This is a genomic window from Streptococcus sp. DTU_2020_1001019_1_SI_AUS_MUR_006 (assembly GCF_032340315.1).
In the GTDB taxonomy this organism is placed as follows: Bacteria; Bacillota; Bacilli; order Lactobacillales; family Streptococcaceae; genus Streptococcus.
Genome location: NZ_CP135436.1, coordinates 2,071,485 through 2,095,034, shown reverse-complemented (window position 1 = coordinate 2,095,034; position 23,550 = coordinate 2,071,485). Strand labels below are relative to the sequence as shown.

General features: G+C 40.8%; 21 protein-coding genes. 19 read left to right on the top strand and 2 right to left on the bottom strand.

Features of this window, described 5'->3' with window-relative positions:
- Position 1: 1 nt before the first annotated feature.
- Positions 2 to 807, top strand: a protein-coding gene (locus tag RRU92_RS10005) for an IS5 family transposase (RefSeq protein ID WP_315639137.1) whose coding sequence is annotated in 2 segments (ribosomal slippage) — positions 2 to 376 and positions 379 to 807 — 804 coding nt in all. Because the reading frame shifts where the segments join, the coding sequence is not laid out codon by codon here.
- A gap of 107 nt (positions 808 to 914) precedes the next feature.
- Here the strand turns inward: RRU92_RS10005 and RRU92_RS10000 are convergent.
- Positions 915 to 2,171 carry an ISL3 family transposase gene (locus tag RRU92_RS10000; protein ID WP_315639140.1) on the bottom strand — a complete coding sequence of 419 codons (1,257 nt, stop codon included), beginning with the start codon at positions 2,169 to 2,171 and terminating at the stop codon, positions 915 to 917.
- A 236-nt stretch (positions 2,172 to 2,407) separates the two neighbouring features.
- Here RRU92_RS10000 and RRU92_RS09995 point away from each other — a divergent pair, with 236 nt between their 5' ends.
- The 10 genes from RRU92_RS09995 to RRU92_RS09950 all read left to right on the top strand — a co-directional run bounded on the left by RRU92_RS09995 (position 2,408) and on the right by RRU92_RS09950 (position 15,768).
- Positions 2,408 to 2,968: a TlpA family protein disulfide reductase gene (locus RRU92_RS09995; protein WP_315639734.1), complete on the top strand. Its 561-nt coding sequence runs from the start codon at positions 2,408 to 2,410 to the stop codon at positions 2,966 to 2,968.
- A gap of 9 nt (positions 2,969 to 2,977) precedes the next feature.
- On the top strand, positions 2,978 to 4,093 hold the full coding sequence (gene msrB, locus RRU92_RS09990) for a peptide-methionine (R)-S-oxide reductase MsrB (protein ID WP_315639731.1): 1,116 nt from the start codon (positions 2,978 to 2,980) through the stop codon (positions 4,091 to 4,093).
- Positions 4,094 to 4,171: 78 nt separating this feature from the next.
- Positions 4,172 to 4,279, top strand: coding sequence for a helix-turn-helix domain-containing protein (locus tag RRU92_RS09985; protein WP_148131649.1), 108 nt, complete (start codon positions 4,172 to 4,174; stop codon positions 4,277 to 4,279).
- 158 nt (positions 4,280 to 4,437) lie between these two features.
- Positions 4,438 to 9,912 carry an SIALI-17 repeat-containing surface protein gene (locus tag RRU92_RS09980; RefSeq protein ID WP_315639727.1) on the top strand — a complete coding sequence of 1,825 codons (5,475 nt, stop codon included), beginning with the start codon at positions 4,438 to 4,440 and terminating at the stop codon, positions 9,910 to 9,912.
- A gap of 134 nt (positions 9,913 to 10,046) precedes the next feature.
- Positions 10,047 to 11,768 carry an aminodeoxychorismate synthase component I gene (gene pabB, locus RRU92_RS09975; RefSeq protein WP_315639725.1) on the top strand — a complete coding sequence of 574 codons (1,722 nt, stop codon included), beginning with the start codon at positions 10,047 to 10,049 and terminating at the stop codon, positions 11,766 to 11,768.
- Entirely contained in the window at positions 11,769 to 12,392 is a 624-nt protein-coding gene (locus tag RRU92_RS09970; RefSeq protein WP_315639724.1) for an alpha/beta hydrolase, read from the top strand.
- Positions 12,393 to 12,435: 43 nt separating this feature from the next.
- The gene (locus tag RRU92_RS09965) at positions 12,436 to 13,281 is read left to right on the top strand and encodes an excalibur calcium-binding domain-containing protein (RefSeq protein WP_315639722.1); all 846 of its coding nucleotides are present in this window, start codon (positions 12,436 to 12,438) and stop codon (positions 13,279 to 13,281) included.
- Positions 13,282 to 13,384: 103 nt separating this feature from the next.
- The gene (locus RRU92_RS09960; RefSeq protein WP_000078556.1) at positions 13,385 to 14,344 is read left to right on the top strand and encodes an ROK family glucokinase; all 960 of its coding nucleotides are present in this window, start codon (positions 13,385 to 13,387) and stop codon (positions 14,342 to 14,344) included.
- Positions 14,345 to 14,441: 97 nt separating this feature from the next.
- Positions 14,442 to 14,876, top strand: coding sequence for a GTP pyrophosphokinase (locus RRU92_RS09955; protein ID WP_315639717.1), 435 nt, complete (start codon positions 14,442 to 14,444; stop codon positions 14,874 to 14,876).
- 52 nt (positions 14,877 to 14,928) lie between these two features.
- Positions 14,929 to 15,768, top strand: a complete 840-nt coding sequence (locus RRU92_RS09950) for a thymidylate synthase (RefSeq protein WP_315639716.1) — start codon at positions 14,929 to 14,931, stop codon at positions 15,766 to 15,768.
- A 117-nt stretch (positions 15,769 to 15,885) separates the two neighbouring features.
- On the opposite strand, the gene RRU92_RS09945 is transcribed toward RRU92_RS09950, so the two are convergent.
- Complete coding sequence (locus RRU92_RS09945; protein ID WP_049526232.1) at positions 15,886 to 16,056, bottom strand: DUF3042 family protein; 171 nt, start codon at positions 16,054 to 16,056, stop codon at positions 15,886 to 15,888.
- Between the two features lie 120 nt (positions 16,057 to 16,176).
- Here RRU92_RS09945 and miaA point away from each other — a divergent pair, with 120 nt between their 5' ends.
- The 8 genes from miaA (at position 16,177) to RRU92_RS09905 (ending at position 23,543) form a co-directional block, all read left to right on the top strand.
- Positions 16,177 to 17,061: a tRNA (adenosine(37)-N6)-dimethylallyltransferase MiaA gene (miaA, locus tag RRU92_RS09940; RefSeq protein ID WP_315639713.1), complete on the top strand. Its 885-nt coding sequence runs from the start codon at positions 16,177 to 16,179 to the stop codon at positions 17,059 to 17,061.
- Complete coding sequence (gene hflX / locus RRU92_RS09935) at positions 17,054 to 18,292, top strand: GTPase HflX (protein WP_315639712.1); 1,239 nt, start codon at positions 17,054 to 17,056, stop codon at positions 18,290 to 18,292. Before miaA ends, hflX begins: the two co-directional genes overlap by 8 nt.
- Positions 18,285 to 18,908 carry a cystathionine beta-lyase gene (locus RRU92_RS09930; protein ID WP_315639711.1) on the top strand — a complete coding sequence of 208 codons (624 nt, stop codon included), beginning with the start codon at positions 18,285 to 18,287 and terminating at the stop codon, positions 18,906 to 18,908. Before hflX ends, RRU92_RS09930 begins: the two co-directional genes overlap by 8 nt.
- Before the next feature lie 14 nt (positions 18,909 to 18,922).
- On the top strand, positions 18,923 to 19,852 hold the full coding sequence (rnz, locus tag RRU92_RS09925) for a ribonuclease Z (RefSeq protein WP_315639709.1): 930 nt from the start codon (positions 18,923 to 18,925) through the stop codon (positions 19,850 to 19,852).
- Positions 19,853 to 19,872: 20 nt separating this feature from the next.
- A complete protein-coding gene (locus tag RRU92_RS09920) occupies positions 19,873 to 20,628 on the top strand; it encodes an SDR family oxidoreductase (RefSeq protein ID WP_315639708.1) in 756 nt (251 codons plus the stop codon).
- Between the two features lie 399 nt (positions 20,629 to 21,027).
- The gene (locus tag RRU92_RS09915) at positions 21,028 to 21,357 is read left to right on the top strand and encodes a hypothetical protein (RefSeq protein WP_315639707.1); all 330 of its coding nucleotides are present in this window, start codon (positions 21,028 to 21,030) and stop codon (positions 21,355 to 21,357) included.
- Positions 21,358 to 21,363: 6 nt separating this feature from the next.
- Positions 21,364 to 21,558: a helix-turn-helix transcriptional regulator gene (locus RRU92_RS09910; RefSeq protein ID WP_006148098.1), complete on the top strand. Its 195-nt coding sequence runs from the start codon at positions 21,364 to 21,366 to the stop codon at positions 21,556 to 21,558.
- A 233-nt stretch (positions 21,559 to 21,791) separates the two neighbouring features.
- Positions 21,792 to 23,543, top strand: a complete 1,752-nt coding sequence (locus RRU92_RS09905) for a glycoside hydrolase family 13 protein (protein WP_315639704.1) — start codon at positions 21,792 to 21,794, stop codon at positions 23,541 to 23,543.
- Positions 23,544 to 23,550: the final 7 nt, after the last annotated feature.

Genomic DNA, 23,550 nt, shown 5'->3' with positions numbered 1-23,550 from the left:
TATGAATTATGAAGTAAGTAAACCATTAACTGATGCACGCTTTAAACGCCTTGTTGGTGTTCAGCGCACTACTTTTGAAGAGATGTTAGCCGTATTAAAAACAGCTTATCAACGTAAACACGCAAAAGGTGGACGGACCCCTAAGTTAAGCTTAGAAGATCTCCTCATGGCTACTCTTCAATACATGCGCGAATACCGTACTTATGAACAAATTGCGGCTGATTTTGGCATTCACGAAAGCAACTTAATTCGTCGGAGTCAATGGGTTGAATCAACTCTTATTCAAAGTGGCTTTACGATTTCAAAAACTCATCTTAGTGCTGAGGATACGGTGATTGTGGATGCAACAGAGGTAAAAATAAATCGTCCTAAAAAAATCAACTAGCCAATTATTCTGGTAAAAAGAAATGCCATGCTATGAAGGCTCAAGCGATTGTCACAAGCCAAGGGAGAATTGTTTCTTTGGATATTGCAGTGAACTATTGCCACGATATGAAATTGTTCAAAATGAGTCGCAGAAATATCGGACAAGCTGGTAAAATCTTGGCTGACAGTGGTTATCAAGGACTCATGAAGATGTATTCACAAGCGCAAACTCCGAGGAAATCAAGCAAACTTAAGCCACTAACTCTTGAAGATAAATCCTATAACCATGCGCTATCTAAAGAGAGAATCAAGGTTGAGAATATTTTTGCCAAAGTAAAAACGTTTAAAATATTTTCAACAACCTATCGAAATCGACGCAAACGGTTTGGATTACGAATGAATTTGATTACTGGCATTATCAATCGTGAACTAGGATTCTAGTTTCGCAGGAAGTCTAATAATTCAAAGCTCTCATCTGCTTAGCAGGTGGGAGTTTTTGTAATCAAGAAGTTTAGGCTCTTTGTCAACTGTAGTGGGTTGAATAAAAGCTAACATCTGGAGAGGACAATCGTTGTCCTCTCCATTTTTATATTCAGAGCGATAAAAATTCGTTTCTTAAAGTTGTCAAAGTTCCTAAAACCAAAAGCATTTCGTTTGATGAGTTTAATGAGATTATTAGTCGCTTCCAATTTAGCGTTGGAATAGGGCAATTGAAGGGCGTTGACAATTTTCTCTTTGTCCTTGAGAAATGTCTTAAAGACAGTCTGAAAAAGAGGATGAACCTGCTTCAGATTGTCCTCAATAAGTCCGAAAAATTTGTCAGCTTCTTTATTCTGGAAGTGAAAAAGCAAGAGTTGATAGAGATTATAGTGGTGTTTCAAGTCTTCTGAATAGCTCAAAAGCTTGTCTAGAATCTCTTTATTCGTTAAGTGCATGCGAAAAGTAGGGCGATAAAAACGTTTATCACTCAGTTTACGGCTATCTTGTTGGATGAGTTTCCAATAGCGCTTGATAGCCTTGTATTCATGAGATTTTCGCTCAAATTGATTCATGATTTGAACACGGACACGACTCATAGCACGGCTAAGATGTTGGATAATGTGAAAGCGATCTAGAACGATTTTAGCACATGGAAAAAGCTGTTTAGCCAAGTTATAGTAAGGACTAAACATATCCATAGTAATTATTTTCACCTGACAGCGAACGGCTCTATCGTAGCGCAGAAAGTGATTTCGGATGATAGTCTGGGTTCTACCTTCAAGCACGGTGATAATGTTGAGATTGTCAAAATCTTGTGCGATAAAACTCATCTTTCCCTTGGTAAAGGCATACTCGTCCCAAGACATAATCTCAGGAAGTCGGCTAAAGTCATGTTTAAAACGGAAGTCATTGAGCTTGCGAACGACAGTTGAAGTTGAAATGGAAAGCTGATGGGCAATATCAGTCATAGAAGTCTTTTCAATCAATTTTTGCGCAATTTTTTGATTGATAATACGAGGAATTTGGTGATTTTTCTTGACGAGAGAGGTCACGGCGACCATCATTTTCGAGCACTGATAGCACTTGAAACGGCGTTTTCTAAGGAGGATTCTAGTAGGCATACCAGTCGTTTCGAGGTAAGGAATTTTCGACGGTTTTTGGAAGTCATATTTCTTCATTTGACTTCCGCAATCAGGACAAGATGGAGCCTCATAATCCAGTTTAGCGATGATTTCTTTGTGAGTATCCATATTGATAATATCTAGAATTTTGATGTTTGGGTCTTTGATATCGAGTAGTTTTGTGATAAAATGTAATTGTTCCATATGAATCTTTCTAATGAGTTGTTTAGTCGCTTTTCATTATAGGTCATATGGGACTTTTTTTCTACACAAAAATAGGCTCCATAATATCCATAGGGGATTTACCCACTACAAATATTATAGAGCCGAAGTTTAATGATTTTCCAAACAGATTCTAAGTATTTTTAGCAAGGTAGGTATATAATAGAACTACAAAGTCAATATCTATATTCATATGATAAACAAGGAAGGTGATGAAGATGAAAAAATGGCAAGCAACTGCATTGGTCTGCACTAGTTTTCTTTGTCTATCAGCTTGTAAAAATCAGACAACAAGCGAGGCTGATAAACAAAATGGAGACAAACAAGAGCAAGTTAGCTCTCAGGTAGCAAAAAACGGAGAAGCAGTTACAGACTTTGAACTCACGGGAGTTGATGGGAAAACCTATCATCTATCTGATTATAAGGGTAAAAAGGTCTATCTCAAATTTTGGGCATCTTGGTGCTCTATTTGTCTAGCTAGTTTACCTGATACCGATGAGCTGGCTAAAGAAGAAAGCGATGACTATGTTGTTTTGACAGTCGTTTCTCCTGGTCAAAAAGGCGAGCAAGCAGAAGAAGGCTTCAAGAAATGGTATCAGGGCTTGGACTATAAAGATTTACCAGTATTGTTAGACCCTTCGGGACAACTTTTAGCGAGTTACGGAGTTCGTTCTTATCCGACTCAGGCTTTTATCGATAAAGAAGGCAAACTAGTCAAGACCCAGCCAGGTTTTATGGACAAGGAAACTATTTTACAGACGCTAAAAAGCATAGATTAGAGGCTCATCATGAATGATAAATTAAAAATAATTGTATTCATTGGAATCATCATTTGCATTATTATTGGATTTTTATTTCTTTTGGAAAAAAGGAGCGCAAGCTACACAGATACCACTCAAATCGAGAAGGCAGCAGTTAGTCAAGGACAAAAGGCCAAGAAAAAAACTGAGCCAAGTAAAGATGCTGACTTACATGATATCTATCTAGCGGGAGGTTGTTTCTGGGGAGTAGAAGAGTATTTTTCGCGAGTAGCGGGTGTGACAGATGCTGTTTCGGGCTATGCAAATGGTAGAGGAGAAACAACCCAGTATGAATTGATCGGCCAAACTGGGCATGCTGAGACTGTTCATGTGACCTATGATGCTAATCAAATCTCTCTAAAAGAGATCTTGCTTCATTATTTCCGCATTATCAATCCAGTCAGTAAGAATAAGCAGGGAAATGATGTGGGGACTCAGTACAGAACAGGAGTCTACTATACAGATGAGAAAGATTTAGAAGTCATCAATCAAGTTTTTGACCAAGTTGCTCAGAAATACGACCAGCCTCTAGCGGTTGAAAAGGAAGCCTTAAGAAATTTTATCGTGGCTGAGGACTACCACCAAGACTATCTCCAGAAAAACCCTAATGGATATTGCCATATCAATGTCAATCAGGCAGCCTATCCGGTCATTGATGCAAGTCAATATCCAAAACCGAGCGACGATGAATTGAAAAAACTTTTGTCTTCAGAGGAGTATGCCGTGACTCAAAATGGTCAAACAGAACGTGCCTTTTCAAATCGTTACTGGGATAAATTTGAAGCAGGTATTTATGTGGATGTTGCGACTGGCGAACCTCTCTTTTCTTCGAAAGATAAATTTGAGTCGGGTTGTGGTTGGCCAAGTTTTACCCAGCCGATCAGTCCAGATGTTGCGACCTATAAGGAAGACAAGTCATACAATATGGTCAGAACAGAAGTCAGAAGTCGAACAGGGAATTCTCACCTAGGACATGTCTTTACAGATGGACCTACAGAAAAGGGTGGGCTACGATATTGTATCAATAGTCTCTCCATTCGCTTTATTCCTAAGGATCAAATGGAAGAAAAGGGCTATGGCTATTTGTTGGATTATGTTGAGTGATCTTGAAATTATTAAAAAGAGTTTACTAGAAATATATTTTAATTCATAAGAAGTGTAGAATTTGGATTTTAGAAGCGGTTGGGCAATTTAATCGAACGTGTAGGTATTACTCCCGCAAATCTTTCAATACTGAAAACAGGCAAGGCTAAAGCTATCCGTTTTTCAACGCTTGAAGCTATCTACTAATAACTGGGTCGCTAGCCAGATGGTATATTGGAATATGTACTTAAATAAAAATATCGATTTATCTCGAAAATATTTTGTAAAAAAATCAACAAAATATTATAATAAGATTATGAAAACGGAATAAAGGAGATGTCTTTAAGGACAAGAACAAAGCTGATATGGAAGATAGAAAAAAGTTACAAAAATTTGCCATTCGTAAACTGAGCATGGGGGTGGGCTCGGTATTGATTGGACTTGCCTTCATTGGAGGAGCACTTGAACCCAAACTGGTTCAGGCAGATGAAACCAAGCAAGTTTCCTTTCACTATTTATCGGAATCGGAGTTGACAGCTGCTGAACGTGAACTCATTCACCATGAATTACCACAAGATCTTAGTCAAGAGAGCTATTATCTAGTCTATCGTAAGCAGGGACAAGCCGTCTTACCTCAAACAGGATCAGTCACCTTCCCCTTGGCTGGTCTTGGTCTTCTGACGGCTAGTTTGGTGGTTTTCCTATTTTCTAGGAAAAAGCCTTCTAAGATAGTTGGAGTGTTATTGATTGCTTCTGTAGGTAAGAGTTTATTACTCCCTTATCAAGTATTTGCTTTTGAACACAAGGACTTACTAGCTTATGATCAGACTAAAACCCTTGTCTCTGCAGATGGTTTCTCTCAAGGTATTATTGACATTAAAGGCTATGATTATGTCGGTTATTTATTAGAGTCCGATTTAAGAGGGACGGGGCAAGATCTAACATCTAGTGCAAATCCAGAAATTCCTGCAAAACCAGTAAATCAAGCAGCCGTTCATGAAATTCCCGAATTCACAGGCGGCGTATCAGGCGAATCCTTGGTTGAGCCAACAAAACCAACATTTGAGGGTGGTGTTAATGGCCAAGGGGCAGTAGCTGAAAGCTTACCAGAGTATACACCAGAATTTAGCAGTCAAAGTGGCATCCCAGAAGTCCACGAGAAACCCGCCTTTACAGGCGGTGTATCAGGTGAATCCTTGGTTGAGCCAACAAAACCAACATTTGAAGGTGGAGTCAATGGCCTAGGAGCAGTAGCTGAAAGCTTACCAGAGTATACACCAGAATTTAGCAGTCAAAGTGGCATCCCAGAAGTCCATGACAAAGCAGACTTTACAGGTGGCGTATCAGGCGAATCCTTGGTTGAGCCGTCTAAACCAACATTTGAGGGTGGTGTTAATGGCCAAGGAGCAGTAGCTGAAACCCTACAAGACTATGAAGGTGGTGCAGTTCCAGTTGAAACTTTGAAACAGGAAATCCCAGACTTTACAGGCGGTGTATCCGGCGAATCTTTAGTTGAACCACCTAAACCAACATTTGAAGGTGGCGTCAATGGCGCGGGTACAGTAGCTGAAGCTTTGCCAGAGTATATCCCAGAATTTAGCAGTCAAAGTGGCCTTCCAGAAGTCCACAACAAACTAGAATTTACAGGTGGTGTATCGGGAGAATCTTTGGTTGAACCGTCTAAACCAACATTTGAGGGTGGCGTCAATGGTCAAGGTACAATAGCCGAATCCTTGCCAGAGTACACACCAGAATTTAGCAGTCAAAGTGGCCTTCCAGAAGTCCACAAAAAACCAGACTTTACAGGTGGCGTATCAGGCGAATCCTTGGTTGAGCCGTCTAAACCAACATTTGAGGGTGGTTTTAATGGCCAAGGAGCAGTAGCTGAAACCTTACCAGAGTATGAAGGTGGTGCAGTTCCAGTTGATACTCTGAAACAAGAACATCCTGAATTCACAGGTGGAGTTAATGGTGAACCACTTGTTGAGCCGTCTAAACCAACATTTGAGGGTGGCGTCAATGGTCAAGGAGCAGTAGCTGAAGCCTTGCCAGAGTATAAAGCAGAATTTAGTAGTCAAAGTGGCGTCCCAGAAGTCCACAACAAACCTGAATTTATAGGTGGTGTATCTGGCGAATCCTTAGTTGAGCCAACAAAACCATCATTTGAGGGTGGCGTCAATGGCCAAGGTGTAGTAGCTGAAACCTTACCAGAGTATGAAGGTGGTGCAGTTCCAGTTGATACTCTGAAACAGGAACATCCTGAGTTCACCGGTGGCGTATTCGGCGAATCCTTAGTCGAGCCAACAAAACCAACATTTGAAGGAGGCGTCAATGGTCAAGGTACAGTAGCTGAAAGCCTACCAGATTATGAAGGAGGCGCAGTCCCAGTTGATACTCTGAAACAGGAACTCCCTAGCTATAGTGGTGGTGTGAATGCCACTGAAGCGCTCGTTCAAGATGCAAAACCGACTCTACATGTTGAAGTCCGAAAAGAGTTGATTCCTAAACAAACTAGGGAAAAAATTGATCCAGACATGCTTCTTGGTGAAACAAGAATTGAGCAAGTCGGTCAAGATGGTGAGAAAGAGATTGTTACCAGCTATGAGGAAAAAGATGGGAAACGTATCTCAGAACTCAAAGAAACAACACGGATTTTAACAGAAGCTAAAGATCAGATTATCGTCCGTGGTAGTAAGAAAAATGTAGAGATAAAACCTGTACCAGTCCTTACTCTTTCTAATATTACTGGAAATTCGATGGGCCGTTCAGCTCGCTTAAGCTATAACTTGGACAAGGCAGATGGCGTTACCGTTTCAAAAATCAGTGCCACTATTAAAGCCAAGGGGCTAGAGGAACAGACTCTGGACTTCACGAGTGATCAGCTGGAAGCAACAGTTGATAATCTGAAACTTTATACGGATTACACCATATCTACAAGGATGGTCTTTAATCGTGGTAAGGGTGAGGAGAGCACTCTACTTGAGGACAAGAAGCTTCGTTTAGAGCTTAAAAAGCTAGAAATAAAAGATATCAAGGAAACAAGCCTTGTTAAGGTTGAAAATGGCAAAGAGTCTGAGATTCAACAACTAACAGAAGCACCAAGCGATTTAGCAAACTATTACCTCAAGATTAGTTCAGAGGACCACAAGACCAGCCGTTTAGCCATCAAGTCTATTCAAACTGAGAGAATAGATGGCAAAGAGTACTACAAGGTTACTGCTGAGGCAACTGACTTGATTCAGCGCAATGCTCAGAAAACCTTTGAAGCAGGATACAGCTACTACTTGGCTAAGTCAAGTGCTGATTCTCCGACTATTGCCGGTGTAAAAGAATACGCTTATAAGGATATTCAAGATTATGATAGTCGCCATGATCAAGCCTATCGTAACCTTGAAAAATTACAGCCTTTCTACAATAAAGAATGGATCGTTAATCAAGGGAATAAACTGGATCTTAAACACAATCTAGCCAAGAAAGAGATAGTCTCTGTTATTGCTATGAAGGGACAAGATTTTGTGACGGACCTGTCAGTGGCAGATCATATCATGGTTCATTATGCAGACAAGACCAAGGATGTATTTGCAATTACCTCACAAAATTCTGGCTTGACTGCCATCAAGGAATACAAGATTGCCGACTTGGATCTGCTTTATACTCCAGATATGCTGGTTAAGGACCGTTCAGCCCTAGCCAAGGAGCTAATATCTATCCTGAAAACGGTGGACTTACAGTCGGATGGAGTTTATCGAATCCTAGATGATCAAACCACTAGCCTTGATAAGAAGGTTGAGGAAGTGAAGAACTGGTATCTAGAAGAAAGCTTTGCAGAAGTCAAAGCGCAGCTGGGAACCCTAGTTGATAAGTTGCTTACCAATCTAGACTATCAGTGGAATGATTCGCCTGCTAGAACTGCTGCCTTGAAGAAAAAAGTTCAGGACAATCAATCAGCTATCATGCTGGGACTTGCTTATCTTAATCGCTATTACGGTATCCGATTTGCGGATTACAACCTGAAAGAACTCATGCTCTTTAAACCAGATTTTTATGGGCAAAATGTGGATATCTTGGATCGATTGATTGAACTTGGTTCAAGAGAGAACAACCTAAAAGGCGACCAGACTCATGAAACCTTTGCAAGAGTCCTAGCCAAAGATACAAAATCTGAAGATTTACATGCCTTCTTAGACTACAACAGACAGTTATTGACGACTGACAAGGATATGAATGACTGGTTTGTGAATGCTACCAAGGGCCATGTGTACATAGCCGAGAGAGCTTCGAAGAATCAAGAAATTGCAAATCGGAAGCATCGGGCTTATGACAATCTTAATAACTGGTTGCATCGCAATATGATTCTGCCTTTGTTGAATGTTAAGAAGGCACAGATGTTCTTGATTTCCAACTACAATACCATTACTTTTGGATCAGCAGATAAATCTGGCAAAACAATAGACCAGATGAAAGCTGACATTGATCTAGTAGCGGACCGTCAGTTGACTTACTTGGACTTCTGGTATCGACTTGCTGCTGATGATGTCAAAGACCGTATGGTTAAGAGTGACTTTAATGTAGCTACACCAGTTTGGGAAGGCTATCGCGTTGATGGACGTGGCTGGGTAGAGCGTTATGGACATACTAGTGGTATGGAAGATTACGCGCCAATTCGTGAGGTATTTGGACCAGCAGGTCGCTACTATAAAGACAATAAGCTAGGAGCTTATGCCTCTATCTATCCAAAGATAAATGCCAGAGATGCTGTTCACTTTGTAGAAATTGACATGATGAGTGAGTATGGCTTGTCTGTATACACCCATGAGACAACTCACGTCAACGATCGTATTGTCTATCTGGGTGGCTACAAACACCGTGAAGGAACCTATGTAGAAGCCTATGCTCAGGGCATGCTCCAGTCACCGGCTGAGGAAGGTCATCAGGGTGAGTACGGCGCCCTCGGTATCAACATGGCTTACATGCGACCAAATGATGGGGATCAATGGTACAATCCAGATCCAACCAAGTTGCAAACACGCCAGCAGATTGACCACTACATGAAGGGGTATAACGAGGCCTTGATGCTTCTAGATTATCTGGAAGGAGAACGAGTACTCGCTAAGAATGATCTGGCTTTGAAGAAGGCTTGGTTCAGCAAGATGACCAAGCAAATGCGTCATCAGGACCAAGATAATAAACTCCTTGCTCCAAACCAGTGGGACTATGTCCGTCCATTGACAGATGAGGAAGCCAAGACTCAGCTAAATTCTGTGGATGACTTAATCAAACATAACATCATCACCAATAGGCATTACCAAGGAACTTACCGACCAGAAGAACTCAAGACAGCTTATGTCAATGTCAAGATGGTGGATGCTATTTATGGTGGAAATACAAGTCAGGGAGCTCCAGGAGCCCTATCCTTCAAGCATAATGCCTTCCGTATGTGGGGTTATTATGGCTACGAAAATGGTTTCCTAGGCTATGCTTCTAATAAATACAAGGATGAGGCGTTAAGCGAGGGACGTGACACCCTTGGAGATGATTTCATCATCCAGAAGGTTTCGAAGGGCAAGTTCCAGAACTTGGAAGAATGGAAGAAGGCCTGGTTTGACGCTATTATTGCCAAGGCAAAACGAGGAATTCATAGTTTTGAAATTGATGGCCAGCAAATTGATTCTTACGAGAAATTGCAAGATTTGTTTGACCAAGCAGTAGAAACGGATTACCGAAACTTTAAGTATGGAGGCTCAGTTGCAAACTATACAGTAGCTCTGAAGAAAAAAGTCTTCCAAAAACTATTACAGGTTACAGATGCCTTTTCATCTGAACTCTTTCCTAAAGGATAGATAAAAAGTCGGTGTGATAAAAGAGAATGCTATGTTCAGATTTTCTTAGAAAGTGACATCTACTTTATCATTCTCAAAGAATAAAATTGCCAGATCTCCTGTTTGGGGTCTGGCTTTTATGGTATACTTAGGATATGCATAGAAAAACAGTGATTGATTTTAGGGCTTTGGGCGAGCGGTACACCTTTACCCAGCCTATCAAAGAGTTAAGAACCAGAGATTTAGCAGAAGTGGCAGACTTATTAGCTCAAGTGGAAAACTACCAAGAGCAAGGCTTTTATGTAGCAGGTTATGTCAGTTATGAGGCTGCACCTGCTTTTGAGGAAAAACTAGCAGTTCACAAGGTTCCTCTACTGGGCGAGTATTTGCTTTACTTTACTGTTCATGACAAAGTTGAAACATCCAGCATTCCTCTGACTTATGAGGAGGTGGATTTGCCATCAAACTGGCAGGAAGTAACTTCTGCAGAGGACTATGAAAAGGCGATTGCCCAGATTCACCATCATTTACGGCAGGGAGATACCTATCAGGTCAACTACACCGTTCAACTCAAGCAGGAGTTGACTTCTAACCCTTTTGCTATCTACAATCGCATGGTGGTAGAGCAGGAGGCAGGTTACAATGCCTATGTTGAACATGACGACATGGCAGTGATTTCCATGAGTCCAGAACTCTTTTTTGAACAAAATGATCGTGAACTGACAACTCGTCCTATGAAGGGGACGACTAAACGTGGTTTGACTGATGCTGAAGACTTGAAAGAGGCAGTTTGGTTAGAAAAGGATCCTAAAAATCGCTCAGAGAATATGATGATAGTGGACCTCTTGCGCAATGACATGAATCGTCTGTCTGAGGTGGGAAGTGAGCATGTGGAACGTTTATGTCAGGTGGAACAGTATTCAACGGTTTGGCAGATGACTTCGACCATCAAGAGTCAGTTACGACCAGATGTTGACCTAGTTGAAATTTTCCGTTCACTCTTTCCATGTGGTTCTATTACAGGGGCTCCCAAGATAGCGACTATGGAAATTATCAAGAACTTGGAACCACAAGCTAGAGGAGTCTACTGTGGTACGATTGGTCTCTTGCTTCCAAATGGGCGCCGGATTTTCAATGTGGCTATTCGAACCATTCAACTGCATCGAGAGCAAGCCATCTATGGAGTCGGTGGAGGCATCACTTGGGATAGCACTTGGGAGTCAGAATACCGTGAAGTCCAGCAAAAGGCTGCTGTTCTTTACCGAAAACAGCCTCGTTTTCAATTGATTACGACAGGGAAAATCAGCCAAAAAAAATTACTCTTTGAAAAGCAACATCTAGAAAGACTGCAAAAAGCAAGTCGTTACTTTGCCTTTCCATTTGATGAAGCTGGTTTGATAGAAGAAATAGAGAAGGAATGTCAGGCTTGTGACCTCCATCAAGACTACCGTTTGCGAATCAGTCTCAATAAGTCTGGAGAAATAGACATTGATCGACAAGTATTAACACCACTTAGTTCTGGCTTCTGTCAGGCTAAACTTTGTCTGCAAGAAGCTGATTTGCAGCAGGCCTTTACCTACTTTAAGACGACCCACCGACCGCATTTGACAACGGGAGAGCAGGAAATCATCTATCACACTGTTGATGGAAAATTGCTTGAAACTTCTATTGCGAATCTGGTTTTAAAAATGGATGGTAAGCTCTATACACCACCTAGCTATCTTGGTCTTTTACCTGGAATTTATCGCCAGCATTTACTTGAAAGCGGACAAGTAGAAGAGAAGAACTTGACCATAGAAGATTTGAAGCGCGCAGAAGTTATCTATGGCTGTAATGCAGTCAGGGGCTTGTATGAATTGTCAGTAAAGGAGAACTAATTGAAACTCATATTTTTACACGGTTTGGGACAGTCAGCAGATAGTTGGAAAGAAGTTCAGGATTTGCTGGCAGATTATCCCTCTGAAGCCCTGGACTTATTTTCTTCAGGAGTTGGGACCTACCAAGAAGCCAAGGAACGCATTTATCAGCACTTATCAAAGGAAACAGAACCTTTTGTCTTAATCGGTTTGTCTTTAGGGGCTGCACTAGCGTTGGAGCTTTCAAGTTCTGAGATACCAAATCTTCAGGCCTTGGTTTTGTCAGGATGTCCACTGAAATTAGCAGGTAACATTCCTTTTTACATTCAGTTGCTGATATTTAAATTGCTTCCTAAGAGGATATATGAGAAGCAGGGGGCAGATAAAGCTCTTATGGTTGGAGTTTCTGAGGAATTAAAAACACTTGATTTAAGAGAGATTGCACGGAATTGTCCCTATCCAAGCTTGTTAATTTGTGGTAGTCAGGATAAGCCTAATCTCAGTTCAATGAAAGCTATTCAAGAACTGATTCCAGATTCTCAGTTTGAGATCATCCCTGACGGCCCTCATGTCTTGAATAAGGCAAAACCAAAAGAGTTTGCAGAATTAACCAGAAGTTTTCTTGAATTGCTGAAACAAGTTTGATAAAATAATATTGAGATTGATATTATAATTTTAGGAGAAAATCATGAACAAACGTCATCTATTAAAACTAGGCCTAGTTTCTTTACCTGTCCTTGCTCTGTTTTTACATCCTGTTGTTGCAGATGAAAGTATCCATTTTTCGAGCTGTAAGGAAGCTTGGGAGAATGGATATGCAGATATTCATAAGGGAGAACCAGGTTATTCTGCCACTCTGGATAAGGATCATGATGGAATCGCTTGTGAATCGAAGAATGCGCCTCAGGGAGTTTTAAAAGAGAAAAAGACGGGTGCATCTCAAGCTAACACCAATGTAGCACCTGATAGTGTAGCACCTACCCCAAGTGTAGCAGCTGAAAGTGGCTGGGTTCGTCAGAATGGATCTTGGTACTATTTTTCTGAAAATGGGAAACCAGTAACAAATACTTGGCAGGGTGCTTACTATCTCAAGTCAGATGGAAGAATGGCTGAGAATGAGTGGGTATACGATAACTATTACCAAGCCTGGTATTACCTCAAATCAGATGGATCTTATGCCCGCAATACTTGGCAAGGAAGTTACTACCTCAAATCAGATGGTAAGATGGCTCAGGGTGAATGGATTTATGATTCTTACTACAAAGCCTGGTATTACCTCAAATCAGATGGATCTTATGCGCAAAATACTTGGCAAGGTGCATATTACCTCAAGTCAAATGGGAAAATGGCTCAGAGTGAATGGGTCTATGACTCTTCTTACCAATCTTGGTACTACTTAAAATCAGATGGATCTTATGCTCGTAATGCATGGCAAGGAAATTACTATTTGAAATCGGATGGTAAAATGGCTAAGAATGAGCGAGTTGATGGCGGACGCTATTATGTAGATGCTTCTGGTTTGTGGAAACCATAGAATAGAAAAAATTCTGGAAAGTTAATGCAAACCTTTGCACTGAATGGCAGATTTTGTTATACTAGTACTGTAAGCATTTTCAATTAAGGATAAGGAGAAGACGATGAGTCAAAAGATTATTGGGATTGACCTTGGTGGAACTTCTATCAAGTTCGCTATTTTAACGCAAGAAGGAGAAATCCAAGAAAAATGGTCTATTAAGACTAACATTTTGGATGAAGGAAGCCATATCGTAGACGATATGATTGAAACTATTCAACACCGTTTGGGCTTGCTTGGATTGTCTGCTGAAGATTTCCGTGGAATTGGTATGGGATCACCTGGTGTGGTTGACCGTGAAAAAGGGACTGTTATCGGTGCCTACAACTTGAACTGGAAAACTCTTCAACCAATCAAAGAAAAAATGGAAAAAGCCTTGGGTATTCCATTCTTCATTGACAACGACGCCAACGTGGCAGCTCTTGGTGAGCGTTGGATGGGTGCTGGTGACAACCAACCAGACGTTGTCTTTATGACACTTGGTACAGGTGTTGGTGGCGGTATCGTAGCAGAAGGTAAATTGCTTCACGGTGTTGCAGGTGCTGCTGGTGAACTTGGACACATCACAGTTGACTTTGACCAACCAATCGCATGTACTTGCGGTAAGAAAGGCTGTCTTGAGACAGTAGCTTCAGCGACAGGTATCGTCAACTTGACTCGTCGTTACGCAGATGAATACGAAGGCGATGCAGAGTTGAAACGCTTGATTGATGACGGAGAAGAAGTAACAGCTAAAACTGTCTTTGATTTGGCAAAAGAAGGAGATGACCTTGCCTTGATCGTTTACCGTAACTTCTCACGTTACTTGGGTATTGCATGTGCCAACATCGGTTCAATCCTAAACCCATCAACAATCGTTATAGGTGGTGGTGTATCAGCTGCGGGAGAATTCCTCCTTCAAGGTGTGCAAAAGGTTTATGATGAAAATACCTTCCCACAAGTTCGCACAACAACTAAACTAGCTCTTGCAACTCTAGGAAATGACGCTGGAGTGATTGGTGCTGCGTCACTTGTCTTGCAATAATGCACATGAATCAAGAGCTTGGATATTGATCAAGCTCTTTTTAAGTTGAAGTTGTTAAAATAAAGTAATAGCTCACTAATGATAGGAGGAGTTTTGGATGAATACTGTAGAACAATCCATGGTTGATTTAGCCTTGTCTATTGCTAGGCAAGCTCATGAAGGGCAACTGGATAAGGCAGGGGTGGCTTACATAGAACATCCAATCTATGTAGCCAGTCTTGTACAAACGGAAGAAGAAAAAGCAGTTGCTTTGTTGCATGATGTTCTTGAGGATAGTCCTGTTTCAGCTGAAGAACTATTACAAGCTGGTTTACCAGAAACAGTTGTTACTGATGTTCAGGTTTTGACAAAGAAACCAATGCAAGATTATCAAGCATATTTGGAAACTGTAAAGACAAATCCTCTAGCACGAGTAGTCAAATTAGCTGATCTAAAACATAATTCAGATTTATCGAGATTGCCTTCTATTACTGCAAAGGATAGGGAAAGATTGAAGAAATATAAAAAGGCCATTGATTTGCTGAGCAGGTAGAAAAGCCCTTTTTATGCTATACTAGTTAAGACAATAATTGAGGTGAGAGTAAATGACAAAAGCAGATACGATTTTTAAAGAAAATATCGAGCGAATCTTGAATGAGGGTGTGTTTTCCGAGCAAGCACGTCCCAAGTATAAGGATGGAACAGTAGCTAACTCCAAGTACATCACAGGTGCTTTTGCGGAGTATGATTTGTCTAAGGGCGAATTTCCAATCACGACCTTGCGCCCCATCGCAATCAAATCAGCCATCAAGGAAGTACTTTGGATTTATCAAGACCAGACCAATAGCTTAGAAGTACTCAATGATAAGTACAATGTTCACTACTGGAATGACTGGGAAGTTGGAGATACAGGGACTATTGGGGAACGTTATGGGGCTGTTGTTAAGAAGCATGACATCATTAACAAGATTCTCAAACAGTTAGAAGTCAATCCTTGGAACCGTCGCAATATCATCTCGCTCTGGGATTATCAAGCATTCGAGGAAACAGACGGCCTTCTTCCATGTGCCTTTCAGACTATGTTTGATGTCCGTCGTGTAGATGGGGAAATCTATTTGGATGCAACCTTGACCCAGCGTTCTAATGACATGCTGGTGGCCCACCATATCAATGCTATGCAGTATGTGGCTCTTCAAATGATGATTGCTAAACACTTTGGTTGGAAAGTTGGGAAATTCTTCTACTTTATCAACAACCTTCACATCTATGACAATCAATTTGAACAAGCTCAGGAATTGCTTCGTCGTGAGCCTTCAAACTGCCAACCACGTTTGGTCTTGAATGTACCAGACAAGACAAACTTCTTTGATATTAAAGCAGAAGATTTTGAGCTGGTTGATTATGATCCAGTCAAGCCACAGTTGAAGTTTGACCTAGCTATTTAATACTCTCTGATAATCTCTTCAAAACACGCTAGATTCCTAGTTTCCTATTTGGTTTTTATTGAGTATAAATATAGAAAAAAAGAAGTTGAGACTATAAATCCCAACTTCTTTTGTTTTTTAACGTGATACGCGACGACGCGCTGCTTTCTTACGGTTTTCTTCGATGAAAGCTGCTTTTTGTTCTTCTGGTTCGATCACTTTCTTTTTAACTGCGTAAACTGCACCTGCAACTGCAGCGACAGTTCCTGCAATACCTGTTACAAGACCTTTAGCGAAACCTTTAGCCATGAGTATTCCTCCTTTAACTTATAAATCAGCCAGCTACCTCAAGAGGTCGCATTTTTCTGACTGACCTTTTTGTGATATAATAATAGTAACGAAAAAATGGGAATTTTTCAAGGAAAAAAGATGAAAACAAAAATAATTGTGATTGTTGGACCGACTGCAGTTGGAAAGACAGCTCTAGCCATTGAAGTTGCTAAGCGTTTTAATGGTGAAGTAGTTAGTGGAGATAGCCAACAAGTCTATCGAGGACTAGATATTGGGACAGCCAAGGCTAGTCCAGAGGAGCAGGCAAGTGTTCCTCATCACTTGATTGATGTGAGAGAAGTAACCGAGTCTTACTCGGCTTTTGATTTTGTTTCAGAAGCTAAGGCGGCCATTGAGGATATTCAAAGTCGAGGTAAGCTCGCTATTATTGCAGGTGGGACAGGACTTTATATCCAGAGTCTGCTAGAAGGATATCATTTAGGTGGGGAGACACCTCATGAGGAGATTTTAGCTTATCGTGCTAGTCTAGATCCTTTTTCAGATGAGGAGTTAGCCCATCTTGTAGAGCAAATAGGCCTTGAAATTCCCCAGTTTAATCGTCGTCGTGCCATGCGTGCCTTGGAAATTGCCCATTTTGCTCAAGACTTGGAAAATCAAGAGACCTTGTATGAACCTCTGATTATTTGCTTGGATGATGAGCGTAGTCAGCTTTATGAGCGTATCAATCACAGAGTGGACCTGATGTTTGAAGCTGGACTTCTAGATGAAGCCAAGTGGCTCTTTGACCATTATCCAGATGTGCAGGCTGCTAAAGGGATTGGCTACAAGGAACTCTTTCCCTATTTTCGAGGAGAGCAGAGTTTGGAGGAGGCTAGTGATAGTCTCAAGCAGGCGACTCGTCGTTTTGCCAAGCGCCAGCTAACCTGGTTCCGTAACCGCATGCAGGTGACCTTTTATCAGATAGGAGAATCTGGTGTGAAAGAGCGCATTTTAAGCCAGATTGAGGAGTTTTTAAATGATTGAAACGGAGAAAAAAGAGGAGCGAGTCTTGCTCATTGGTGTTGAACTCCAGGGCATGGAAAATTTTGACCTCTCTATGGAAGAACTAGCCAGTCTAGCAAAGACAGCAGGTGCAGTTGTAGTAGATAGCTACAGACAAAAACGTGAAAAATACGATTCCAAGACCTTCGTCGGTTCTGGTAAGTTAGAAGAAATAGCTCAAATGGTGGACGCAGAAGAAATCACGACTGTCATCGTCAACAACCGTCTGACACCTCGTCAAAATGTCAATTTAGAAGAAGTTCTCGGGGTCAAGGTTATTGACCGTATGCAGTTGATTTTGGATATCTTTGCCATGAAAGCTCGAAGTCATGAAGGAAAGCTTCAAGTTCATCTTGCGCAACTCAAGTATCTCTTACCTCGCTTGGTTGGTCAAGGAATTATGCTTAGCCGTCAGGCAGGGGGAATTGGTTCCCGTGGTCCAGGTGAGAGTCAGTTGGAGCTTAATCGTCGTAGTGTTCGCAATCAGATCACAGATATCGAACGTCAACTTAAAGTGGTGGAGAAAAATCGGGCAACAGTTCGAGAAAAACGCTTGGAGTCAAGCACCTTTAAGATTGGTTTGATTGGTTACACCAATGCTGGTAAGTCAACCATCATGAACACCTTGACTAGCAAGATCCAGTATGAGGCAAATGAGCTTTTCGCAACTCTGGATGCGACGACTAAAAGCATCCATCTTGGTGGCAATCTACAGGTAACCTTGACCGATACCGTTGGATTTATTCAAGATTTGCCGACAGAGTTGGTATCTAGTTTCAAGTCGACCTTGGAAGAAAGCAAGCATGTAGATCTTCTGGTTCATGTTATTGATGCCAGCAATCCTTACCATGAGGAACATGAAAAAACGGTCCTGTCTATCATGAAAGATTTGGACATGGAGGATATTCCTCGCCTAACCCTTTATAATAAAGCGGATTTGGTGGAAGATTTCACGCCTACCCAAACGCCGTATGCACTGATTTCTGCCAAGTCTAAAGATAGTCGAGAACAGTTGCAAGCTTTATTGCTAGATAAGATCAAGGAAATTTTTGAACCCTTTACTTTGCGCGTGCCTTTTTCTAAGTCTTACAAGATTCATGATTTAGAAAGTGTTGCGATTCTTGAAGAACGTGACTACCAAGATGATGGCGAAGTCATCAGAGGCTACATTTCTGAGAAAAATAAATGGAGATTAGAAGAATTTTATGACTGATATCAAATCATTAGCTCTCAAATATGGTGGCTATACGAGTTTAGACAAGGTATATCTAGATCAGCTTTTAGCTAGTAGGTCTGAAGAGGAGCAACTAGCTCTCATCACACCTCCACCTAGCGTGGTTAATGCCTACTTTGCAGAACTCTACCAGAAAAAAAGTCCTCAAGCTGCGACGGATTATTTTGCAGAAGTCAGCCAGGAACTGAACCTCTACAATGCTGAGCCAAGTTTCACGGAAGAAAGCAAACCCTTTATTCGTCTTAATCTGTCAGGCAAATCTTTTGGTTTTTGCTATGAGAAAGAAGGTCTGGGTCGGATTTTCTCAGAAACTGAGGAAACAATCACAGCTGACTTGCTTTTTGAAATTGCGCAAATTTTCCCCCATCAGCTAGTCTTTGAGGAGTCTGGAAAGATTTATATGAAGGCTGTCGGAGAAGAGGATGTTGTTAACGTAGAAAATCTCACAGCTTTGACTGATTTGGAAAGCTTGGCTGATGGTCGCAAACGTCTCAAAGGCTATAGTCAAGAGGATTTGCTACAAGAAGCTAAAGCCTATACTGGTAAGTTTTATTATCGCTCAGAAAACCGCACCGCTATGTTATATATTGATTAATTAGAAAGTATCGAATGGATATTCAATTTTTAGGAACGGGGGCTGGTCAGCCCTCTAAAGCCCGCAACGTTTCAAGTCTCGCCCTGAAACTCTTGGATGAGATTAACGAAGTCTGGCTTTTTGACTGTGGCGAAGGAACGCAAAATCGCATTCTTGAGACTACAATTCGACCACGCAAGGTCAGCAAAATCTTTATCACCCACTTACACGGAGACCATATCTTTGGCTTACCAGGATTTCTCTCTAGTCGTGCCTTTCAAGCCAATGAAGAGCAGACAGATTTGGAAATCTATGGTCCCCAAGGTATTAAGTCATTTGTCTTGACTAGTTTACGTGTGTCTGGATCACGTCTGCCCTATAAGATTCATTTCCATGAGTTTGACAAGGATTCCCTAGGGAAAATTCTCGAAACTGATAAATTCATGGTGTATGCAGAAGAGTTGGATCACACTATTTTCTGTGTCGGCTATCGTATCATGCAAAAGGATTTAGAAGGAACCTTGGATGCTGAAAAGCTCAAAGCTGCTGGTGTGCCATTTGGACCACTCTTTGGAAAAATCAAAAACGGTCAGGATGTTGTCCTAGAAGACGGCACCGAGATCAAGGCAGCAGATTATATCTCAGCACCGCGATCTGGTAAGATTATCACTATTTTGGGTGATACTCGAAAAACGGATGCTAGTGTGCGTCTTGGTATCAATGCTGATGTCCTAGTCCACGAGTCTACTTATGGCAAGGGTGATGAAAAAATTGCTCGCAATCATGGTCACTCAACCAACATGCAGGCAGCGGAGGTCGCAGTTGAAGCAGGTGCCAAACGCCTCCTACTCAACCATATCAGTGCCCGTTTTCTTTCAAAAGACATTAGCCAGCTCAAGAAAGATGCGGCAACGATTTTTGAAAATGTCCATGTGGTTAAAGACCTAGAAGAAGTGGAAATCTAGAAGATTGAGAAAGGATAAGTATGTTTACTATTCTCATTACGGGTTCTAGTGGTGGTCTAGCCCAAGAAATGGTCAAACTCTTGCCAGATGACCAACTCATCTTACTCGGCAGAAACAAGGAAAAATTAGCTCAACTATATGCGAATCACCCACATGCTGACTTGGTCGAGATGGACATTACCGATCCTCAAGCCCTAGAAGGCCTAGTAGCTGAACTCTACCAGCGCTATGGCAAGATTGATGTTTTGATTAATAACGCTGGTTACGGGATTTTTGAAGACTTCGACAAGATTTCTGATCAAGATATTCATCAGATGTTTGAGGTTAACACCTTTGCTTTGATGAATCTGTCTCGGTTGGTTGGAGCTCGTATGAGGGAGAACCGAAAAGGGCATATCATCAATATCGTCAGCATGGCAGGTTTGATAGCTACTGGCAAGTCCAGTCTTTACTCAGCGACCAAGTTTGCGGCTATTGGTTTTTCAAACGCTTTGCGTCTCGAACTCATGCCCTATGGAGTCTATGTGACAACGGTCAATCCAGGTCCGATTCGTACAGGATTTTTTGACCAGGCTGATCCGGATGGAACCTACCTTAAATCGGTTGACCGTTTCCTACTCGAGCCAGATGCAGTAGCTAGAAAGATTGTCAAAACCATAGGAAAAAACAAGCGGGAACTCAATCTTCCAATCTTGCTCAATCTAGCCCATAAGTTTTACACCCTCTTTCCCAAGTTAGCAGATAAGTTAGCTGGGGAAACCTTTAATTATAAGTGAGAAAGCTGTTCCCTTGAGGAATGGCTTTTTGCTTTAATTTTGAGGAGTTGTTTATCAAAAATAAACTCTGAATATACTGGTAGTTTATCTCTATTTGATAGTTTTGGAGTATAATTTAGATAAGAAAGCAGAAAAGAGAGGATAAACTTCGAGTCTAACATAACTAAAAGTATATCTATAGCCGAAGCTTATGAAGTCAAGATAAAATAGGATTAAAAGAACTTGCCCTTTGTCAGATTGACTAGGCTGTAAATCGGAGTTAGGAATATTTTTAGAATAGATGAAGAAAATAAAAAAAGCCTAAGAATGTTAAAACATCTTGACATTTTATCGATTTAGAGTATAATAAAAAATGTAAAGAGCTCTTGACATTTTTTGACGGATTGGAGGAACAGGACTATGAGAAAAATGGATGAAATGGACAGAGCGATTCAGCTACGTTCTGAGGAATGGGGTTATAAAACGGCTCTATTTGGTTTATGTGGATGGACAGTATTTAATATCTATCAATCTATTACAAAAGGCATTAAACTTGAAATGTTACCATGTCTGATTTTATGTTTATCTATTTCTATTCAAGGATTTACTCAACATGCAATAAAACATAAAATGATTGACGGTGATGAGGATTTTAAAGAACCAAATAAACTTGTTCAAGGAGTAATTTTGATGGTTGTTATCCTTATCGTAGTTTTGGCAATTGGCATTTATTGTTTTCAGAAAGACTAATGCTGTATGAAAAATAATATCAAACAGTTAAGAAAGTCTGAAGGACTACGTCAGGAAGATATGGCAAAAATATTAGGCGTTAGTCGACAAACCATAATTGCTATAGAGAATGACAAGTACAATCCTACACTTGAACTAGCAATGAAAATTGCAAGATTGCTACGACTACATGTTGAAGAAATTTTCATTTTAGAAGATTAAAGATATCAGATAGCATTTATTTTAATCATCTGCTCCGTAATGATGAGAGAGTTTTCCGGTTCATGGAAACTCTCTTTTTAAAGCTCAAAAAGAGTCTACTCAATTTTTCCCTTGTCCATCTATATATCTATCGTAAAACTGGTATAAAAATTGCAAATCGAATCTTAAAATAGTATACTGGAACCAGCAATTATGAAAACGTTTGCGTTTTTATTAATTTTAGGAGACAAGACATGGAATTAACAGCCATTTATCATAGACCAGAATCAGAGTATGCTTATCTTTATAAGGAAGGTCAGATACATATTCGAATCAGAACCAAGAAAAATGATGTCCAGCAGGTCATTCTACACTATGGTGATCCCTTTATTTTTATTGAGGATAAGTATGAAGCTAAGAATGAAATGACCAAAGTAACCTCAGACGCCTTATTTGATTATTGGCAGGTTACAGTTTCGGTTCATTTTGCACGGATTCAGTATCTCTTTGAACTCCTTGATAAGGAAGGTCAGGGTGTCTTCTATGGAGATAAGGGTTGTGTAGAACATACTCAAGAAAACTTGGATGCTGAAGGTAATGGTTTCAAGCTTCCTTACATTCACGAAATCGATGGTTGCCAAGTTCCAAGCTGGGTTTCAAATACCGTTTGGTACCAGATTTTTCCAGAACGCTTTGCTAATGGAAATCCAAAACTAACTCCAAATGGAGCTCGAGCGTGGGATGCAGAGATTTCTCCTGAAAGGGATGATTTTTTTGGTGGAGATTTGCAAGGGATTATCGACCATCTGGACTATCTCAAAGACCTAGGAATCACTGGGCTCTATCTCTGTCCGATTTTTGAAGCTACAACCAATCACAAATATGATACCACGGATTATTTTGAGATTGACCGTCACTTTGGAGACAAGGAAGTCTTTCATAATCTAGTTGAAGAAGCTCATAAACGTGGCATTAAGATCATGCTTGATGCGGTGTTTAACCATATCGGTTACCAGTCTGCCCAATGGCAGGATGTCTTAAAAAACGGAGAAAATTCCCCTTATAAAGATTGGTTCCATATTCAAGAATTCCCAGTTACTGAGGATAAAGTTAAGAACCCAAGAGAACTACCGTATCATACCTTTGCCTTTGCCAGCTATATGCCTAAGTTAAATACAGCCAATCCTGAGGTTAAAGCTTATCTTTTAAGTGTTGCGACCTACTGGATTGAGAATTTTGATATCGATGCTTGGCGTTTGGACGTTGCCAATGAAATTGACCACCAGTTCTGGAGAGATTTCAGAAAGGCAGTTCTTGCTAAAAAGCCTGATTTGTACATCTTGGGTGAAATCTGGCATACTTCTCAGCCTTGGCTAAAAGGGGATGAGTTCCATGCAGTTATGAACTACCCACTTTCTGAAAGTATCAAGGATTATTTCTTGCGTCAGCATAAAAAGACAGAGCAGTTCATTTCAGAAATCAATAGCCAGTCTATGTACTATAAGCAACAAATCTCGGAAGTGATGTTTAACCTTTTAGACTCTCACGATACAGAGCGTATCCTCACGACTGCCAAAGGAAATATCCAGTATGTTAAGGCTGCTTTAACCTTCCTCTATCTTCAAAAAGGGACTCCTTGTATCTATTACGGAACAGAGCTGGCACTTAAAGGTGGACCAGATCCCGATTGCCGTCGTGTCATGCCTTGGGACCGTGTTTCTGAGGACAATGATATGCTGAATTTCATGAAGAAATTAATTAAGGTTCGTAAGGAAGTGGCAAGCATGATCCAGCATGGTAATTATCGCTTGGAAGAATTGAAACCAGATGTTCTAGCTTTGAAATGGAGCTATGAAGGAAAAGAAGTTCAGGCAATCTTCAATCAGTCTTCTGAGAAATACATTTTAGACAGAGATTCAGTTGATTTAGCGAGTCATTGCCAGTTTGAAGATGGACAACAAGTTATCTTGCCAGCTGGATTTGTGGTTTATTTAGATTCGATTTAAATCTATT